An 18,437-nucleotide genomic window follows, 5' to 3' on the forward strand; every position below is an offset into this window, starting at 1 on the left:
ACGCAAAGTTAAATAAAATGTGATCACTTCCAAGGTGGGGGTTGTGTAGACTTCAGGTAGGCCAGTTAACTGCGGTAGAGAAAATGGAAAAGGCAAAACGAATTTTGATCGTCGAAGACGACGGCCATATCGCCGAACTGTTGCAACTGCATCTGCGCGATGAAGGCTATGACATCAGCCACGCGGCCGATGGCAATCAGGGCATGGCAATGCTGGAACAAGGGGGTTGGGACGCGCTGATCCTCGATCTCATGCTGCCGGGCATCGACGGCCTGGAAATCTGCCGCCGCGCCCGTAATATGACGCGCTATACGCCAATCATTATCACCAGCGCCCGCTCTAGTGAAGTCCACCGGGTTCTGGGGTTGGAACTGGGTGCAGACGATTATTTGGCCAAACCCTTTTCCATGCTGGAACTGGTCGCCCGCGTTAAAGCCCTGTTCCGCCGCCAAGAGGCGATGACCCGTAATCTCCGGATGGAAGCGGGAACGTTAAGCGTGAACGGGCTGGTGATCGATCCCATCGCCCGCGAAGTTTTTCTGAACCAGCAAACGGTGGAACTGACACCGCGCGAGTTCGACCTGCTGTATTTTTTCGCCCGCCACCCCGGCAAAGTGTTTTCCCGCCTCAGCCTGCTCAATCAGGTCTGGGGCTATCAACATGAAGGGTATGAACACACGGTGAATACCCACATTAACCGGCTACGGATCAAGATTGAGCGCAACCCGGCAGAACCCGAGCACATCCTTACCGTGTGGGGCATGGGCTATAAATTCGCGGCTTCGCCGCAAGGGTAAATGATGAAGAATCTCACGCTGACACAACGCCTGACTCTGGTTTTCGCCCTGCTGCTGCTCATCTGCTGTTCGATCTCCGGTTGGTTACAGGTGCGCAGTAGCACACAATATAGCCAGGCGGTGATCCAACGGCTTTCCACCAATCTGGCGCAGCATATCGCCACCAGTAACCCACTATTGAGTTCGCAGGGTTGGAACGATCGGTCGGTGCATACCCTGTTCGATAAACTGATGGCGGTTAATCCGAGCGTTGAGGTTTATCTGCTGGATAAACAAGGCAATATCGTCGGCAACGCGGCACCTGCCGGGCACATGAAGCGCCAAAAGGTCAATCTGTTGCCGATACAGACACTGCTGAACGGGGCCGAAATGCCCCTCTATGGTGACGACCCGCGTAATCTCAATAACCAAAAAGTCTTCAGCGCCGCGCCGCTGCGGGTAAATGGTGAGATTGAAGGCTATCTCTACGTAGTGCTGCTGGGGGAGGATTATGATGCGCTGGCCAATAGCGCCCAGATCAACTCTGCCATTTATACCGCGCTGTGGTCAATGGGGCTGGTGGCGCTATTCGGGCTGCTGGCTGGTGGCTTTGCCTTCCACTGGGTGACACGCCCGATCCGCCGTCTGACCCAGCAGGTTAGTGCGCTGGATAGCGACGGCATCGCAGCACTGCAAACCTATGCCAATACCCCTGCGGAGAGTCACAGCCGTGATGAGGTCAGCCAATTACAACAAGCATTCCGCCGTATGGCGCAACGCATTACCGAGCAGTGGCAAACACTGTCGCAACAGGACCAGCAACGGCGCGAGTTTATCGCCAATATCTCTCACGATCTGCGCACTCCATTGACCTCGCTGCATGGTTATCTGGAAACGCTGTCGGTGAAATCCGCCAGCCTGACCCCCACCGATCGTCAACGCTATCTGGAGATCGCCCTGGCGCAGAGCCGCAAAGTCGGGCGGCTGGCGCAAGAGCTATTTGAGCTGGCAAGGCTGGAATACGGCGTAGTGAAACCTCAGAAAGAGCCCTTCTCCCTCAGTGAGTTGGTGCAGGACGTGTTCCAGAAGTTCGAACTGGCCGCCGAGGCTCGCCAACAGCGCCTGCTTGCCGATATTCAGCCGGGGATCCCACTGGTGTTTGCCGATCTGAGCATGATGGAACGGGTGCTGACCAACCTGCTGGATAACGCGATCCGCCATACGCCAAGCGGTGGAGAGATCGAAGTGCGCCTGTGGCCGCAGGGTAATAAGGTGATGGTTCAGGTCAATGACAGTGGGCCTGGCATTCCCTTGGAGCTGCGCTCGGATCTGTTTATCCGCCCGTCAATTCTCAACCATGCCCGCCGCCATGCGGGGGGTTTGGGGCTGATGATTGTCAAACGCATTCTGCAGTTACACGACAGTGACATTACGTTAGTGGATCAGCAGCATGTTGGAGCCTGCTTTCGTTTCTCCGTGTCGGTACTTTAACTAAGTGCCGACAACCGGTCCCCAGGGAAGGGCTTAAGGCTTGTCGTCATCCTGTACCTCTTCGGCACAGCGATTTAATTGAGCAACTCATAATAGGATAAGGCCCCTAATGTCGGTACCTTAACGACTTCATTTACTGGCTCACCAAACTCTATCTCTTGGCCTATCTCATCATTGACCACGTTGACCTGATAGGGGATGAGATTGGGGATAATGGCATAACCGCGACTGTCGGTAACCACATCAACCTGCTCAGGGATCGCCGCATTGGGATGCTTTTTGCTATAAACCAATGCGTTAGTGTCACCTAACGCTGGTCCTAACGTGATCCCCGCCTGATGGGCAACCAATGAACCTGAGCTGTTCGCCGAGTAGAGCGCATAGTTTCTTCCAGACTGGTATCTGATAGCCGATTCACCAGCAGAATAACGATAATTGGCATTCGCCTGATAACTTGCCTTGTTCTGTTTGCCCCTGCGGCCAGTCACCCGGTAGTTAAGGTTATTATTTAAATGCCTACCACTAACGCCAAGCTCAGTTTGATAGTGATCATAGGGGTTATAGCTGTATCCCAGACTCAGGCTGGTGTTATCAATCCCCATTCTCTTTAAGGGTATCCTGAACGTAATACCAAAGAGTATTTCATTTTTTTGCGTATGATATTGATAGTATGACAGATCAAGATCATAGGATAAGTTGACGGTGTTTTGCATATACTTCAACGAGTAGAACGTCCGCTTGCCTTGATCTTCTTTGTATTTTTCCTGGTTAATATTTAACGACAAGCTTTGTGAAGTACCGATCAATGCATTTACCGAAAAATCAAATCCATATTCTTTTTTATAATAATCACAGCAATAATAATCTGTTTTAGCATTATAGGAGTAATTATTGAAATCATTAAAGTGGGGCTGTAGATAATACTCGCCATTTAACCTGATGCTGGCATTCGCCTTGTTGAAATTAGCCACATATTGTAAACGCAGCTTCTCACCATTTACCTTTCCCTGCTCTGCTGATGTTATACTGCTGTACTGATGATTAAAGGTGACATCACCGTATTGATTGAGTCGTTGACCAATACCTAGTGAATGGCTATAGTAGTTCGGCGATATCAACGCGCCACCAAATAAAGAGCTTTGTGCCGTGAGGCCATATCCAGCGCCCCCCTGAAAGAAAATGGGATTAGATTCTTCCATTCTCTCACTACTCATAAAATTGCCGAATGAGATATCATATTTCCACATATTCTTATCAAGGATATTGTCCAGTCGACTCCAGGGCACGTCATAATAAGCGATGCTACCGTCGCTTTCTCTTACCGTCATGGTAATAGAACCCGATTTGTCAAACAGTTTGATATTTCTCAGCACGAAATCCCCGGCTTGAACCATCGTGCGGTAAACCGGTTTGCCGTTCTGCCGAATCTCAACTTCAGCATCACTGGTAGCCACACCATATACCCATGGCAACACCGGCCCCTGTGACGAAGGAAACATATTATCGTCCGAGGACAGTTTTATCCCGCGATAGGGGAAAGGATCCAGATAGAAAGTATTATTGTAGCCCTCACCAAAATGCAGACGAGAGTTTATCACGGGGATGTCTCTTTCAGCGTAGAGATCGGAAAACCTTACCCGTTTCTGTGGCATATCCTCATTATCATGAAACTGCCGTGATCTTAATCGCCAGTGTTGATAGTTGATGCCAGACTCTAGCTCAACGACCAAGTTATCTTTTCTTTTCCTCCTGACATAACGCTCTCCCTGATATTTTTTATAGTTAACATCATAGTTTATCAGAATCGCTGGAATACCCTCATCTCTATACTCGATAGCCAGGCGAGGATCGACCTTTACCTCTGTCGACTCTAAGAATGTAAAAATGAGAAAATTCACCTTGTCAATTAAGGTGACTGAAATATTTAATGGATAGAGATCTTTAACTTTGATACAGCCGGTTTCTTTTACCTCAGACATGTTTGCTTGTGAGAGGATTTCCCATTCTATAAGCTTTTGTCTATCAAAACACGGAAAACCGTCGTCCGCCACCTCCAATTCAAGATGACCGATATCCCGCTCCCCTTGGGATATATAAAAATACTCCCCTGCATTGGCAAAGCAGGCTGCCATTAATAGAATAGGAGAAACGAATAAACTTTTATTCATATTGCGCGGGTGGAAGTAATCGAATTTATAAAAATGCACCGGCAGTCATAATATAAATATGCCGGTACATTATTATTTAATTAAACAGTTTTACTGACCTTCGACAGAAGGCAGAATCGCATCCAATTTATCCAGTTCACGCATCATAGCACGATAAACATAGAGTTTGGACTGAGCATGGCGCCCATCCAATTTATTGGTTGCGGCAAGGTCACGAAGCTTTTTAACCAATTTAATGGTATTTGGTTTGTTGGCATCAGCCTTAGGAATGGCGCTATATTCTGCAAATAGATCCTGCCACTCTGCTTCCCAGGTCTCTTGCTGGTTATAGCCTGCCGTGATTGCACTTCTGGTTTTAACAGCAACTGAACTACAATACTTATGTGCGCCACCGCGTGTACCATAGATAACGTCAAGAGGCGTTCTATTGCCATTAACAGATTCATTATTGGCATAAGACTGGATATCACTGAGGCACTTGGTGACTTCATTACGCATCTTTTGCTCTTGACTGCTGATACCAGCAAAAGAATTCGCTGAGAACATCAGGGCGCCGAGCATCAAAAGGCCAATTTTACCTTTATTCATCTATATAGATCCTTCTAGTATAATTAATAAAAAATATGAATGCGCCTTTTAAAGGCAGAAGGACCTTAATTTATAGCGTTTATTAAAACAAGAAAATTCATCTATAAAATTTTAATTTAGGATATTTCATGACTAATTCTTTATCTAAATCAGTAAATTCTCAGATAAATATAAGAAATGATAGTATTATCACGCTATTAATAATATCCATGACTGGTTGTTTTATGATCAATCGTAATGCAAAACAGCTACCTACTTCGTTCACAAGTGAAACCCATTCATCAGTAATAAAAACCAAAAAATTAAGAATTCACTCAAAATAAAAAAAGAACAAGCTTATTTAAATCAGTCAAACTACAGAGGAATTGTTTGAACTGGCGCTGCTGGCGTAACCTCAGAAAGAACCCTTCTCTCTTAGTGAGGTGGTGCAGGATACATTCCAGCAATGGCCGTTTGATCCCAGTAACGGGTTCTGAACGCCAGCACCAGCTGCATAAAGCCAACCTGATTCAGCCCCAGTTTGCGCATGATATTCAGCTTATGGGTACAGACGGTCTTATAACTGCGTCCGATAACCTGAGCGGCATGCTGCGCATTGGCTCCGGCGACCATCAACCCCAGGATGCGCCATTCGCAACCAGATAATGGCCGCTGTCTCTGCAACAGCAGCTGCCGCATCGCTGGGCTGCGATAACTGGTTGTGGGGTAGGCCGCCGAAATGGCTGCCAGCAAATAATTCACATTATCGCGCTTGGCCACTAATGAGAGGTGGTTTTGCGCGGCAAGCAGCGACAAAATATCGGGGTTGATAAGGTCGGTGAAAACCACCAAAGATGCCTTTGGCCAAAGTTTACCGGCGGTCAACACGAATCGCACTACCTGATAAATGTCTTCGGTATGATGGTAGAGCTCCATAATAACCGTTTGCTGTTCATTATCATTGAGTGACGAGATAATATCTTTCAGTCTACTTAGACGGCTGATTTTTTTATTGCTCGGGTCAATCAATGCCTGCAGGCCGATATTCACTAAAGGATGGGGATCAAAGAGAATATAACTCTTGTTATAAAAGGCATGCATAATTAATTATCCTATTGAAAATGTTATATTTTTTAAAATCCAGAAACACCCCCAATCAGCCTTCCCTGCCGAACGGTCAATGAAATCCAATATGGCTAATGGCTGTTTTTAAAACCGCCACACCCTAATAAGCTGTGGCAGGTGAGTCACAGCTATTTGGCTAATGACAACTTTTATCCACGTTGATAAACCTATCGTTATAAATAATAAACTTCTGGCCTTGCAGTTTGATACCCGGATGCGACAGCGTATCCCCCGGGCGTAAATACTCGGTGATCCCCTGTTCATCGGTGCTATCACAACCCGGTTTCAGCAGAAATTTAAAAAAGGTATTACCGGTGTTTTTGAGCGTACCGTGCTGCTTGTCGAGCTGGTAGGCAAACTGGGTCACGCGCGGTCTGACCACCAGAATGGTATCCATCACTACGATCGGCTCCAGGTTGGCGCCGGCTTTCTTGCTCTGCCCGGTGGTCAGCAGGTCAGTCGGTACCTCGCGAAATGAGACGCGATAATAACGCTCTTTATTATCCTTCGGCCCATGGTAATAGAACTTGTAATATTCCCCCTGCCCCGCCCGCAGCGTCAGTTGCTTGGGAGCAAACAGCAATTCCCCCTCTGCCGGGCTAGTACGCACCTCCTGCTCTCCTGGCCGATCGATGGCACGAATGGCAACCTGATAAAACCGGGCGCTGGCGTTATTGTTCAGCACCCGCTTGGCGACAAAGGACTGATCCTGATCCATTGCAAACGTCATGGTACCCACGTTGATCGCCCCAGCGGTAAAGGGCAGGCACATAAGCCAAAGCAGCAGAGTTTTCACATCATCCCCTTAATTGATATTGCGCCAGGTTGCCTCAACGTGTATTTCACCGGCGGCATGCACATCGCCATACCAGGCATTACCTTCCACCGTTCTCAACGAGATCGGAGCGTTCATCGGGATCCTGAACTTGACCTTGGTTTTGTTCATCACCCCGACGTCGCCGGAAATATCATTCCAAGGCGTGCTGCTCCACAGGGCGTTGGTCATATCGTGCCACTGGCTGTCACAACCGGCATCAAACACCTGCTCCGTCCCCGTGCTGGTGGTGATACTGAGCTGGGCCGGAAATGGAACTTGCGTGGTATTGTCAGGCGAGGAGAAAATACAATAGTTGATCCCCCGCAGTGACTGCGTTGGGCCACTCGCCATCACCCTGACCTGATCGGCATTGGTCTTGGCACTGGTGGTAACAATATAGCCAAACTCCAACGGTGGCTCTGAGGGGCCAACATACCCTTCCCGATGCGGGTTGTTATCATAATCTTCGGAAATAATGCTGATACTGAAATCACGAGGCTTGATGATCAGCTGGTTAGAGGTCGAGAACTCATACCAACCCGATTCCGGCGAAGTGGTGTTCTGGAAACGGAAGTTAATCAGATCGTGCGTGCCACCGTCGGTGATCCCCAGTTTGACCATCTGTTTGAAGAAGTTACTGGCAAAAAACACGTAAACGGCATTACTGCTCTTCAACTCATTAAACGTATAGTAACTGCCGGTACCCGAGGTATTTTTCCAACTGTTGCCATTCAAACTGAATTGCAGATCGGCCGCATTAACCGCCGATGCCAGCGCGGCATGGTTAATCGACGGGAAAATATGGATCGAGGTGTTACTGACGCTGCCATCCGTTTGCAGGTCATAGCTGACCATCTTGCACATGATACCGCTGCGGGCACCGACGGTTTGGTTCTTGCAGTCCGCATTGCCTTCACCGATGATCGGTATCCCATCGCTGTTGACGAACACTTCCGACACCGCATTGGTATTGATAAAACGCAGGTGCGCCGCCTTGCTATGGGTGACGGTACGGCGATACCAGGTGCCACGAGCCTGATCCTGGCAACGTTCACCGTTGCTGGCATTGTAGACAACGTTGGTCTGACAACCGTTGATCTGCATGCTGAACGAATTGCCCGCTCCCATCTGTTTCAGATACTGATAAAAACTCGGTGACATCATGCCATGCATCCATTTGGCCCCACCGGAGGTGACAACGGCACCGTAAAACCCTTTCTCATCGGTGGTTTCTGGCAAGATCAGGCTGGTATCCATATTGCAGCCGGCGTACCAGTTAATGCAGCGCAGGCCAAGGAACGGATTTTTAATAGGCGCATTTTCCAGCCACATATCAAAGCGGTTGTTAGCCGTCAGCCCATAGTTATAGCCATTATCGACATAGCCCAGGCTCTGTTGATAAATAGTGCCGGAACCACCATATTTCAGGCCGGTCCATTTATTGGCACCGGTCATACGCGGATCTAGCCCCCCTGCCGGGGTCACAAAGAAGTTATCGTCCGCGTTGTTCTCAACAAAGACAAACTTCATCGTTGCGGCATCTCCCAGGTTGGTCGGGTTCACCGCCTGCGCCGGGGCGATGCTCAGCAGGCCGCCGACCAACAACGCCAAACGTATGCTATTAGCCTTCATTGCTCATATCTCCTGGTTGGCCCACTTTGGCGTAGGACTTCAAGCCGCGGCAAACCACGTCGCCGACCCAGATGGCACCCTGTGCCTTGCTCAAATCCAGCGCCACCTCACAGCTTTGATTGTGACGATAGGTAAAATCGATCACCGGGAATTTCTTATCCACATCCATCACGAACTCCCCTTTTTCATCCGTACGGGTACGCCCGATATGGTTATTGATATTGGCGTTGGCCAGCAGCGTGCCGTCCTCGGCCTTGATGCGGCCAAATACCGTGACCATCTGTTTGATTTGCGGTTCGATGACCGCCACGTTGCCCGGGTACAACGTCAGGCTGCTCTTACGGTTGGTGACGATGTCGAAGCTTTCCGCCGAGTTTTTGTTGTTCATCAACTCCACCACATACTGACCATAAGGCGACAGTGGCAGATAGTTCTTGTCGCCGGTCAGCTTGACGACGCGGCCATCCACGCGCGCGGTCAGCATGCCTTCATTTTCCAGGCCGGTATTGATAATGATCCCTGAGTTGCCTTCACTGCGCCCACTTGCCGCGATGTGACGCCCCTGCCAACCGACGCTGCCGTTCGCGGTCAGGCTGGTATTCACGTAGCCGTCTGCGGAGCTGCTAACGTTGACGGTGCCGGTAGAATACTTGGTGTCAAAACGCGCGTAGGCACCACCGTTAAAGCTGTTATCCCCGTTGGTGTCCCCTGAGACAGCACGCGACAGGTTTGCCCCTACGGTACGGATCGGTCCATCGGCGATCTCTTTACGTGCCGCAATATTGGCCGTGGTGTAGCCATTCTGATTAGAAACCCCGGCGCTGAACCAGTTGCCCAGCGGCAAGGAGAAATCGAGCGCAATGTACTTACCGGTATTGCCGCCGGAATGGCCATTATTGTAGCGCTGTACCCCAGCACGCACGCCCAGCGTGCCGTAACGGCCGGTGAACAGATTCTGGTAGTAATCCACGTTGTAGTAATGGCTGCTATTTTTCTGGTCATCGTTATAACTGACGCTAAGCGTGCCGAGGTGAGGCACGATCGCCCCCAAGTTCAGCGAACCGCCAATAGCTCGGTTATGGGCATCGTTTTGGCGCAGTTTGTTGCCGATCACCGTTTTTTCTTCGTTGGCCCACAGCGTACTGAAACCACCGGGCAGTGTGGCGCTCACGGTGTTGATCAACGTCCAGGATCGGTCGGTAGCCACCATACTCTGCGAGCTAACCTGCACAGCATCGATGATCGGTATGCTTAAACGGGCCTCCGCCACTGAAGTGCTGTCCAGGGAATAACCGGACAGCGCCCAGTTAAAACGAGACAGATAGCCAGAGGCAGAAGCCCCCAACAGGTAGCTATCTTTAGCCTCAGCGTAGCGATCGTTGTCGCCACGCCACTCATCCATGCGCACCATGCCGCCCCAATACTGCCAGAACATCGGTGCACCCGCGGCGTGCAGCGGACTATAAAGTTTGTTAACCCGCTGCATACGGCGGTTGATCACCTGACCATTGACGACCACCTCAACCTGCACATCGTAAATACCAAAAGGCAGCGTGCCGGTATCCACTTCATGGTTACCCATGGCGAAATTCTGTACGCTGAGCAGGCGGCCATCACGCGACAGATGAACCTCACCCGCCGAGGGGAAGAAGGCGACAATCGGCGTTAACGACTGGGTATTATCAAACACCGTCGAATTGGCCCGGCTGCCATAGGACATGCCGTAGATTTTGCTCGAATTGATGGTGGTCACTGGCCCCAGCGATTGCAGGTTCCAGCTGTCGAGCATGCCTGCGGCAAAGCGTCGGCCAGCGAAGTCACGCTCATACATCACCTTATACAGCGTCGAATCCTGGTTGCTGCTGCCAATCCCATAGACAGAACCGTTCACTTCCACATGATGTTCACGCAGAGAAGTGACGTTATTCAGCGATAAATAGCTGGAGGTAAAACCTTCACTGGCTTTGGTGCGATTGTCGTAAACGCCCAGGTTATAGGTCAGCGTACTGCTTATCGCATCCACACTCGACACACCAATATCGCTGGCGCGCTCACGCAATACCGTCCCCAGGGCCGATTGCTTCACCACCAATTGCAGGTTCAACTGGCGGAAATCCAGCGCCAGCCAGGCATCATCCGACAGCGCAATGCGTTGCTTATCGTCAAAGTTGGCGTCATTGAGCGCATTGAGCTGCTTGGCGATCGCGGCCGTTAGCTGCGCGCCACCCTCGTTATCTTCCAGGGTAATTTCGCCGATTTTCAGATGGTTATTATCAAGCACCAACAATGCTCGCCCAATGCGTTGATCGTCTTTCAGGGTGCTGTTTTGTTCAAAATGCAGCAATAACGGGATGCTCATCCCCTCACGCAGTGCCATGCTGAACGTCTGAGGGATCAGTACACCGTCAATCTGGGTTAACCCGGCAGCCACTGCGGACTGCTCAGGGAGCATAACTGCCGGGATTACGCTCATCCCCACCGCCACTGATATCTTGAGTAATGCACTATCCAGTGCTAGTTTCACGTCTAACTCCTTGAACTATTATGCATCCCTTTACTGCAACATCCCGTGGCAGCCCAGCTCGGTGTTATTTGACTTGAATAAATTGCTCTCCATACCAAAGCGCAACGTGGCTTTTCTTATCAAGGATATCCACTTTGGACAGGCCACGATCTTTACCTGGCATGACGAAATAGTTTTCTTTGCAGTCACTGCCTTCTTGCTTGTTCTTGCAGGGGCCGTAGGCCACCATTTTGAAGGTGGCATTGCCGGTATTGGCGACTTTGTTATTGGCAAACTGATGATTAAAATTAACCTGGCGTGGCGTAACCACTAAAATAGTGCCAATACGCGCCGAGGTGGTGGCCACGCCATTGCGTTTGGCGGTATTCTGCCCCGCATCCGTTAATGCCTGATCGAACCAGACAATCCGGTAATAGCGTTCTTGATTATCTTCTGGCCCTTTATAATAAAAACGGATCACGTCCCTGGCATTAGCGGGCATCATCAGGCTGGCCGGTGACAAAAGCATTTCGTCTTTCATCGCCATCGGGATCACCACGCCGGATCCCGTCGGGTCGGAAATCCTTTCTATTTTGATATTCACCAGTCGGCCGCTATCCGTCGTATTTTTAATTTCTTTACTTAGCGTCGCGCTATTACTTGGCATAAAGGAACTGACCGCGCCAACATCCAGCGCTAATGCGCTTTGGCATAAGGACAGCAACAGGGGAATAGAAAAATAGAAACGATTCATAGCGGTATTCCAAACTCTTTAGCTGACAAAAACAGGGGGTTTCCCCCCTGTTAAGACGCGTTACTCTGGGGAAACGATTATGCGGTAGTCCAGGTAGCGTTGAACTCTACGCTCACGTCGCCACTCCAGATACCTTCAGGCAGGGTGCTGAAGTCAGTCACCGCAGTCGCGCCATCAGCAGTTGCGCCAATGATGCTGAAGGTGAACTGGTCTTGCGCACTGGTACGAACAGCTTTGTCGTAGGCGCCAGACAGTGCGCTCAGGTTGCCACCCAGAATACCGCCATTAACGTCAATCATGGTGGTTTCAGCGGTTTTCTCTACTGCTGCGCCGTTGAAGTTAACGCCCACTTCCAGGGTAGAACCGGAGGTGTCGAGCTGAGTCAGAGTATTAGCCACCAGCTTGGAGGTCAGTTTAAAATCGGTGGCGGTTCCTTCGCCCTCGATGGTCACGTCGAACAGACCCTTCTGGCTGTTGAAGCCTTTGATGCCTTCAGCATATTGGAAAGACAGGCTGCCGATTGGCGTCACAACCAACTTGCTGGTGGTATCTTTCTTGGCAGTAGCTGACCAGGTAGCCAAGGCTTGTGCGGTAACGTCTGCTGCCTGAGCGGTGCCCACTACTGCGAATGCTGAAACGATTGCCAGAGCAAGTGTGATCTTTTTCATGGTAAAACTCCCTAAGTTATAGATTTCTATTGTCCGTTAAATGTACCGATCTTTGTCATCTCCACTCACTCCGGTATTGCCAGTTGCTAGCGGGATAACGCCAAGTGTTGATAAGCAACGTGAGTATGCCTCTCGTCCTACCTGGCGAGAAAAATCTTAACCCAAATAAATATCAAGATAATCATTAACTGCTAAATGTGAAATATTTAGATTTAAATCCTGCACTTAATCTTTTTAATACTCAATTAAGGATAAAAATCCCATCCATGCAGGGCGGGCAGCAGAATTATCCTAGATTAATTTGATCAAACATCGACCACCTTATGACTACCGTTATTCAGCGACCTTTCAGGTAAAAAAATCAGGCTATACAGGTCATGAGCGGTTTAAAAATCGTGTAAAAACCCTCTAAGCCAAACAGGCGCAACCGCGGTATACATTGCGAACCGTTTGAATGTGAGCTGGCGGAATAATGAGGGGGATAAATCATTGCAACGATCGTACTAAAGGGGGGAGTAGTTTAATCTAAAGTCACGATGCTCTGGCTGTCGGTCGTCTATCCCGCCAGCCAATCAGCATCATTCAATTAAAGGGAGGATTCGCTTTCCAGGCCAGAGCAAAGTTCAATCTTATGCTCACGCAAAATCTTGCAGCGGAGAAAAAATAGCCGTGAGATGCCAGAAATATACGACTTGACATGATTGCCACGCACCAGCAACAGGTATTCATCCGGCTGGCATGGGATTTTTTGCCTTGCCACCTGCGCCAACACATCATCGCTGAAGGCCGGATCTGCCCGAACCGTGGAGGTCGACATAAATACCGCGCAGTTACCCGATTTGCCCAGATAGCTCTCTTGCCGGATGCTTGGATTGAAAATATAGGCCGCAATACTGGCCAACACCACACACACAAAGCCCACCATCCCCCAACCATAGCGAAAGGTAGCGCGGGAGAACATTTTTCCGGCCACCACGGGTACAGGTTCAGCGGTTGATGCAGGTGGTTCGGCATCAAGGATCGGCGTATCCTTTTTATCCTCACAAGACACGACCTGGATTTCGCTGTGCAGCATAAAACCCACCTTGGGAACCGTGACGATCACCTCCTCATCAATTCCCAGCGCTTTGATCACCCGACGTAACTTGCTCACGCACTGGTTAAGATTATTGTTGCTGGAAATCATCCCATAATCATCCCACACCTTTTTGAAGATCACTTCACGGCTCACGGCATCGCCCTGGTGGACAATCAGTAACTGGAGCAAACGCTTGGCTGGGTTAGAGATGGTGACAGTATCGTCAAACAGATCGCTCAAACTCAGCGTTCCGCTATCGACATCGAAGATAATACGGTCATTAAATTTATATTTCATTATATTCACGACTTTCACTATAAAAACAGACAGCCCAGGCATTAATCGTTAATAAAATCATTTAATTAAAAAAAAGCCTTCGTGAACGTTTTTATCGCTAGCAAATAGACCGCGGGTAATTGTCATTAACTGTGGCATTTTTCCTTCTCCCTGGAATAAGAATTTTCTCATGACCAAAACAAAGATTATCGAAACACGCTGATTATTGATATATTGATTCGTTAAATTTCACAAGGTTAGATTTTTATGTTGATAAAAATTAATTTTAAGAGAAAAACACCACAAAAACATCTTGCAGATCCTGTTTTAATGTAAAAATATCGCAGATTTAATCCTCACCAAAAGCTTACATGACTGGTAATGCAGGTATTTTCGGCTTGCGTTGATAATCTTCATCATTTAAATCAATGGATTTAACCTGTCACACTGCCAGATAACCGCCTTAGCATGACACTGACTTTACATAGCGATATGACCTGGTATTACCCATACTAGTTAGGATGTACGCCAACCCCCATTGAGGTTAATCCTTAAAAATAACTCATTAACTTTTTATAGGTAAATATTATGTGGTAGCAGGCTGACGGTGCCACCGGTTGGCACCTGGACGTGATGGAATTATTGTGGCTCAATGCCTGGTATTATCTGCTGTGGAGTCTGTGGCCACGATCTTGGGGCAGCGATAACCGCCCCGGTGTTTATCAGATTAGCGGGATTGAAGGTCACTGCACCGCAGTAAGCAACGTAATATTTGCCTGCATAATCGCCTCACGCGCCGCTTCCGGCAGGTGGTCGTCGGTGATGATCATCTCAAAGACCGAAATCGGCAACGCCAGATAGGTGGCTACCTTGCCATATTTGGAAGTATCACTCAGCAAAATGCAGCGGCGGCTGGCCTCAACGATGGCGTTTTTCACCACCACCTTATCCTCGTTCGGGGTAGACAAGCCACGCATACTCCATGAAGAAGCAGAGATAAACGCCAGATCGATAAACAGATTACGTAAAGCCTCCGCCGCAGCGGCCCCCACGCAGGAACGGTTTTCCCGGCATACCGTACCGCCAGTGTGGATCAGCTTGCACTGGCTATGTTCGAGCAGATAGGCGGCGATAACAAAATCGTTGGTCACCACGGTGATATCGTCACGCTCGCCGAGCTGGCGAGCCAGAGCCAACGTGGTGGTGCCTGCGTCCAGATAGATGCAGCTGTTGGCCGGGATCTGCCGCGCGGCCAGTTGCCCAATGGCGGCTTTCTGCTGGCTGAACATCCCTTCCTTATCCTGATGCGAAGGCTCAATCGCCACCCGTTCGGCCGACTGCACGCCACCGGAAACGGCCAGTACGCTGCCCTGCTCTTCCAGTTTTTGCAGATCGCGCCGGATGGTCATGTGCGAGACCCCCAGCCTTTCGGTCAGTTCAGCTATGCTGACTGCGCCGCGCTCGGACACCAGCGCCAAAATTTTTTGGTGGCGTTCAACAGGTATCACGGTTCCCCCTCTGTGACTACGATGATAATAATTGTGATTTTACGTCAATTTTCGTGCGACGGTAGTAAAGCTTTTCAGGCTGTGAAGCCGGTCATAATCATAAAAAACATTTAAAAGCATTGTGTTAGCAAGAGTAACCGTTTTTTCTACCGTACGTTTCATTGTTAATAATTGTGAAGACGATCACCGATATCCGCGCCGATAACGCTTACATTTAACACATCAAAACAAATAATCACTAAAATTAACAGAGGTGCATTATGGCACAACCAGGAAACTACGCGGTTTGTATCGTCGGTTTGGGCTCTATGGGCATGGGTGCGGCAACATCCTGCATCAATGCCGGGCTGACCACCTATGGCGTCGATCTCAACCCACAGGCATTGGCGGCGCTACAGCAGGCCGGTGCCAAACAGGCCGCCACCAGTGCCGCAGGCTTTGCTGGCGAACTGGATGCGGTGCTGCTGCTGGTGGTCAACGCCAACCAGGTGAAACAGATCCTGTTCGGGGATAACGGTCTGGCGGCACAGTTGAAACCGAATACGCCGGTGATGGTGTCCTCCACCATTGCGGCTGCGGATGCCAAAGAGATCGAACAGAAACTGTTGACGTATAACCTGCCGATGCTGGATGCCCCGGTTTCCGGCGGTGCAGCCAAGGCAGCGGCTGGCCAAATGACCGTGATGGCCTCGGGCAGTGAGAGCACCTTTGCTCAGTTGCAACCGGTGCTGGATGCCGTAGCCGGGAAAGTGTACCGCATCGGCGACGAGATCGGCCTAGGTGCGACGGTCAAGATCATCCATCAATTATTGGCGGGCGTACATATTGCCGCCGGTGCCGAAGCGATGGCGCTGGCCGCACGCGCCGGTATCCCGCTGGACGTAATGTACGATGTGGTCACCAACGCCGCAGGTAACTCCTGGATGTTTGAGAACCGTATGCGCCACGTGGTGGATGGTGATTACTCGCCAAAATCTGCAGTAGATATCTTCGTCAAGGATCTGGGACTGGTGGCCGATACCGCCAAAGCGCTGCACTTCCCGCTGCCATTGGCCTCCACGGCGCTCAACATGTTCACCTCCGCCAGCAATGCGGGTTTCGGCAAGGAAGATGACAGCGCAGTGATCAAGATCTTCGCCGGGATCGAACTGCCGAAGAATAAGGAGAACTCATAATGTTACTCGGAGTGATTGCAGACGACTTTACCGGCGCTACCGATATCGCCAGCTTCCTGGTGGAAAACGGTTTGCCTACGGTCCAGCTCAATGGCGTGCCGCAGGATGATACCCCTGTCGACTCGCAGGCAGTGGTGATCAGCCTGAAATCGCGCTCTTGCCCGGTTGACCAGGCGGTCGAGCAGTCGTTGCAGGCTTTAGCCTGGTTACAGCGCCAGGGTTGCCGCCAGTTCTACTTTAAATATTGCTCCACCTTCGACAGCACCGCACAAGGCAATATCGGGCCGGTAACCGATGCTTTGCTCGACGCACTTGGCGAACAGCAAACGGTAATTTCCCCTGCGCTGCCGGTGAATGGCCGTACGGTGTATCAAGGCTACCTGTTCGTCATGGACCAGTTGCTGTCGGAATCCGGTATGCGCAACCATCCAGTGACGCCAATGACCGACAGTAATCTGATGCGGCTGATGGAGGCTCAGGCCAGCGGGCGCTGCGGGCTGGTCAACGCGGCAGAGATGGATCGTGGAGCCGGTGCGGTGCAGGACAAATTGCAACAGTTGGCACAGCTGGGCGTGCGCTACGCGGTATTGGATACCCTGAACGAACAGCATCTACTGACGCAGGGCGAAGCGCTGAAAACCATGAAGTTGGTTACCGGCGGTTCAGGGTTGGCGATCGGCATTGCCCGCCAATGGGCGCAGCCGGGTCAGGAAAAGGCCCAATCCGCCGGAGCGCCGCAGGGGCAGAAAGCCGTGGTACTTTCCGGCTCCTGCTCCACCATGACCAACAAGCAGGTAGCACGCTATCGCCAACAGGCTCCGGCACAGAGTATTGATGTCTCGCGCTGCATCACCGCAGGCGATCGCACCGCTTACGCTGCCGAGCTAAGCGCCTGGATTGAACAACAGGCCGCACAGCCACTGGCACCGCTGCTGTACGCCACCGCCGAGCCAGAACAACTGCAACAAACTCAGCAGCAATACGGCACCGAAGCCGCCAGCCAGGCGGTAGAAGCGCTGTTTGCCGAGGTGGTTAAACGCCTGCAACAACAGGGTTTCAGCCGCTTTATCGTTGCCGGTGGTGAAACCTCTGGCGTGGTCACCCAGGCGTTGGGGATCCGTGGCTTCCATATCGGCCCTTGCATTTCTCCAGGCGTGCCTTGGGTACGCGCCATTGAACAACCCGTATCACTGGCCCTGAAATCGGGCAATTTCGGCGATGAAAACTTTTTCGCCAGAGCACAAACGGAGTTTCCACTATGACGATGACCGTTGACGCTGAACGGCTGGCAAGGGAAGAAATAGTGCGCCTGGGAGCTTCGTTCTTCCAGCGCGGTTACGCTACCGGTTCAGCAGGCAACCTTTCGCTGTTGTTGCCAGACGGAAACCTGCTGGCCACCCCCACCGGATCTTGCCTCGGGGAATTGCAGGCAGACAAACTGTCGAAAGTCAGCCTGAGCGGTGAATGGATCTCCGGCGACAAACCCTCGAAAGAGATCAGCTTTCACCGCGCGCTGTACCAGAACAACCCGGCGTGCAAGGCGGTGGTACATCTGCATTGCACCTATCTGACCGCGCTTTCCTGCCTGCAAGGGCTGGATACGGCAAACGCCATCAGGCCGTTCACCCCTTATGTGGTGATGCGCGTCGGCCAGGTGCCGGTGGTGCCTTACTACCGCCCCGGCGATCTGCGGCTGGCGGAAGATCTGGGCAGGCTGGCCCCAAGCTACAAGGCTTTCCTGTTGGCGAACCACGGCCCCGTGGTCACCGGCGAGAGCCTGCGGGAAGCCGCGAACAATACCGAAGAAATGGAAGATGCGGCCAAGCTGATTTTCACCCTCGGCAACCGCCCAATTCGCTATTTAACCGATGATGAGATTGCCGAGTTACGGAGCTGAAC

Annotated in this window: 15 protein-coding genes; 5 read left to right on the forward strand and 10 right to left on the reverse strand. The window is 50.8% G+C overall.

Translation table 11 applies throughout. The features are described from left to right. The first annotated feature begins 83 nt into the window (after nt 1-83). Together ABIE29_RS11415 and ABIE29_RS11420 are read left to right on the forward strand one after the other, a co-directional pair. Nucleotides 84-797, forward strand: a complete 714-nt coding sequence (locus tag ABIE29_RS11415) for a winged helix-turn-helix domain-containing protein (RefSeq protein ID WP_429618872.1) — start codon at nt 84-86, stop codon at nt 795-797. Nucleotides 798-800: 3 nt separating this feature from the next. Next, the gene (locus ABIE29_RS11420; protein ID WP_429619063.1) at nt 801-2,267 is read left to right on the forward strand and encodes an ATP-binding protein; all 1,467 of its coding nucleotides are present in this window, start codon (nt 801-803) and stop codon (nt 2,265-2,267) included. 74 nt (nt 2,268-2,341) lie between these two features. Here ABIE29_RS11420 and ABIE29_RS11425 read toward each other — a convergent pair whose 3' ends face one another. The 10 genes from ABIE29_RS11425 to ygbI all read right to left on the reverse strand — a co-directional run bounded on the left by ABIE29_RS11425 (nt 2,342) and on the right by ygbI (nt 15,363). Beyond that, nucleotides 2,342-4,474, reverse strand: a complete 2,133-nt coding sequence (locus tag ABIE29_RS11425) for a fimbria/pilus outer membrane usher protein (protein ID WP_429618874.1) — start codon at nt 4,472-4,474, stop codon at nt 2,342-2,344. A gap of 51 nt (nt 4,475-4,525) precedes the next feature. Then, a complete protein-coding gene (locus tag ABIE29_RS11430) occupies nt 4,526-5,023 on the reverse strand; it encodes a hypothetical protein (protein WP_429618876.1) in 498 nt (165 codons plus the stop codon). Nucleotides 5,024-5,437: 414 nt separating this feature from the next. Then, entirely contained in the window at nt 5,438-6,103 is a 666-nt protein-coding gene (locus tag ABIE29_RS11435; protein ID WP_429618878.1) for a LuxR C-terminal-related transcriptional regulator, read from the reverse strand. 160 nt (nt 6,104-6,263) lie between these two features. Next, on the reverse strand, nt 6,264-6,899 hold the full coding sequence (locus ABIE29_RS11440) for a hypothetical protein (protein WP_429619064.1): 636 nt from the start codon (nt 6,897-6,899) through the stop codon (nt 6,264-6,266). 33 nt (nt 6,900-6,932) lie between these two features. After that, nucleotides 6,933-8,576 (reverse strand): fimbrial adhesin EcpD, encoded by a 1,644-nt coding sequence (ecpD, locus tag ABIE29_RS11445; RefSeq protein ID WP_429618879.1) that lies wholly within the window; start codon nt 8,574-8,576, stop codon nt 6,933-6,935. Beyond that, nucleotides 8,566-11,049: a CS1-pili formation C-terminal domain-containing protein gene (locus ABIE29_RS11450; protein ID WP_429619065.1), complete on the reverse strand. Its 2,484-nt coding sequence runs from the start codon at nt 11,047-11,049 to the stop codon at nt 8,566-8,568. Before ABIE29_RS11450 ends, ecpD begins: the two co-directional genes overlap by 11 nt. Nucleotides 11,050-11,164: 115 nt before the next feature. Then, nucleotides 11,165-11,833, reverse strand: a complete 669-nt coding sequence (locus tag ABIE29_RS11455; RefSeq protein ID WP_429618881.1) for a hypothetical protein — start codon at nt 11,831-11,833, stop codon at nt 11,165-11,167. 77 nt (nt 11,834-11,910) lie between these two features. Continuing rightward, nucleotides 11,911-12,501 (reverse strand): common pilus major fimbrillin subunit EcpA, encoded by a 591-nt coding sequence (ecpA, locus tag ABIE29_RS11460; RefSeq protein WP_429618883.1) that lies wholly within the window; start codon nt 12,499-12,501, stop codon nt 11,911-11,913. Nucleotides 12,502-13,087: 586 nt separating this feature from the next. Continuing rightward, nucleotides 13,088-13,876, reverse strand: a complete 789-nt coding sequence (locus ABIE29_RS11465; RefSeq protein WP_429618884.1) for a winged helix-turn-helix domain-containing protein — start codon at nt 13,874-13,876, stop codon at nt 13,088-13,090. A gap of 722 nt (nt 13,877-14,598) precedes the next feature. Further along, nucleotides 14,599-15,363, reverse strand: a complete 765-nt coding sequence (ygbI, locus tag ABIE29_RS11470) for a DNA-binding transcriptional repressor YgbI (RefSeq protein WP_429618886.1) — start codon at nt 15,361-15,363, stop codon at nt 14,599-14,601. A gap of 260 nt (nt 15,364-15,623) precedes the next feature. Between ygbI and ltnD the strand changes: the two genes are divergently transcribed. The 3 genes from ltnD to otnC are packed head-to-tail and all read left to right on the forward strand — an operon-like array spanning nt 15,624 to nt 18,435. After that, nucleotides 15,624-16,538 (forward strand): L-threonate dehydrogenase, encoded by a 915-nt coding sequence (gene ltnD, locus ABIE29_RS11475; RefSeq protein WP_429618888.1) that lies wholly within the window; start codon nt 15,624-15,626, stop codon nt 16,536-16,538. Beyond that, nucleotides 16,538-17,800, forward strand: coding sequence for a 3-oxo-tetronate kinase (gene otnK, locus ABIE29_RS11480; protein ID WP_429618889.1), 1,263 nt, complete (start codon nt 16,538-16,540; stop codon nt 17,798-17,800). Before ltnD ends, otnK begins: the two co-directional genes overlap by 1 nt. Nucleotides 17,801-17,802: 2 nt before the next feature. Further along, entirely contained in the window at nt 17,803-18,435 is a 633-nt protein-coding gene (otnC, locus tag ABIE29_RS11485) for a 3-oxo-tetronate 4-phosphate decarboxylase (protein WP_429619066.1), read from the forward strand. Nucleotides 18,436-18,437 lie beyond the last annotated feature (2 nt).

Source organism: Serratia sp. 2723 (genome assembly GCF_050434425.1).
Classification (GTDB): Bacteria; Pseudomonadota; Gammaproteobacteria; order Enterobacterales; family Enterobacteriaceae; genus Chania.

Bases quoted from the DNA above. Each gene is read 5' to 3' on its own strand.
- ABIE29_RS11415 (WP_429618872.1), top strand. From the start codon at position 84: ATGGAAAAGGCAAAACGAATTTTGATCGTCGAAGACGACGGCCATATC.
- ABIE29_RS11420 (WP_429619063.1), top strand. From the start codon at position 801: ATGAAGAATCTCACGCTGACACAACGCCTGACTCTGGTTTTCGCCCTG.
- ABIE29_RS11430 (WP_429618876.1), bottom strand. From the start codon at position 5,023: ATGAATAAAGGTAAAATTGGCCTTTTGATGCTCGGCGCCCTGATGTTC.
- ABIE29_RS11435 (WP_429618878.1), bottom strand. From the start codon at position 6,103: ATGCATGCCTTTTATAACAAGAGTTATATTCTCTTTGATCCCCATCCT.
- ABIE29_RS11440 (WP_429619064.1), bottom strand. From the start codon at position 6,899: ATGTGCCTGCCCTTTACCGCTGGGGCGATCAACGTGGGTACCATGACG.
- ecpD (WP_429618879.1), bottom strand. From the start codon at position 8,576: ATGAAGGCTAATAGCATACGTTTGGCGTTGTTGGTCGGCGGCCTGCTG.
- ABIE29_RS11450 (WP_429619065.1), bottom strand. From the start codon at position 11,049: ATGAGCGTAATCCCGGCAGTTATGCTCCCTGAGCAGTCCGCAGTGGCT.
- ABIE29_RS11455 (WP_429618881.1), bottom strand. From the start codon at position 11,833: ATGAATCGTTTCTATTTTTCTATTCCCCTGTTGCTGTCCTTATGCCAA.
- ecpA (WP_429618883.1), bottom strand. From the start codon at position 12,501: ATGAAAAAGATCACACTTGCTCTGGCAATCGTTTCAGCATTCGCAGTA.
- ABIE29_RS11465 (WP_429618884.1), bottom strand. From the start codon at position 13,876: ATGAAATATAAATTTAATGACCGTATTATCTTCGATGTCGATAGCGGA.
- ltnD (WP_429618888.1), top strand. From the start codon at position 15,624: ATGGCACAACCAGGAAACTACGCGGTTTGTATCGTCGGTTTGGGCTCT.
- otnK (WP_429618889.1), top strand. From the start codon at position 16,538: ATGTTACTCGGAGTGATTGCAGACGACTTTACCGGCGCTACCGATATC.
- otnC (WP_429619066.1), top strand. From the start codon at position 17,803: ATGACCGTTGACGCTGAACGGCTGGCAAGGGAAGAAATAGTGCGCCTG.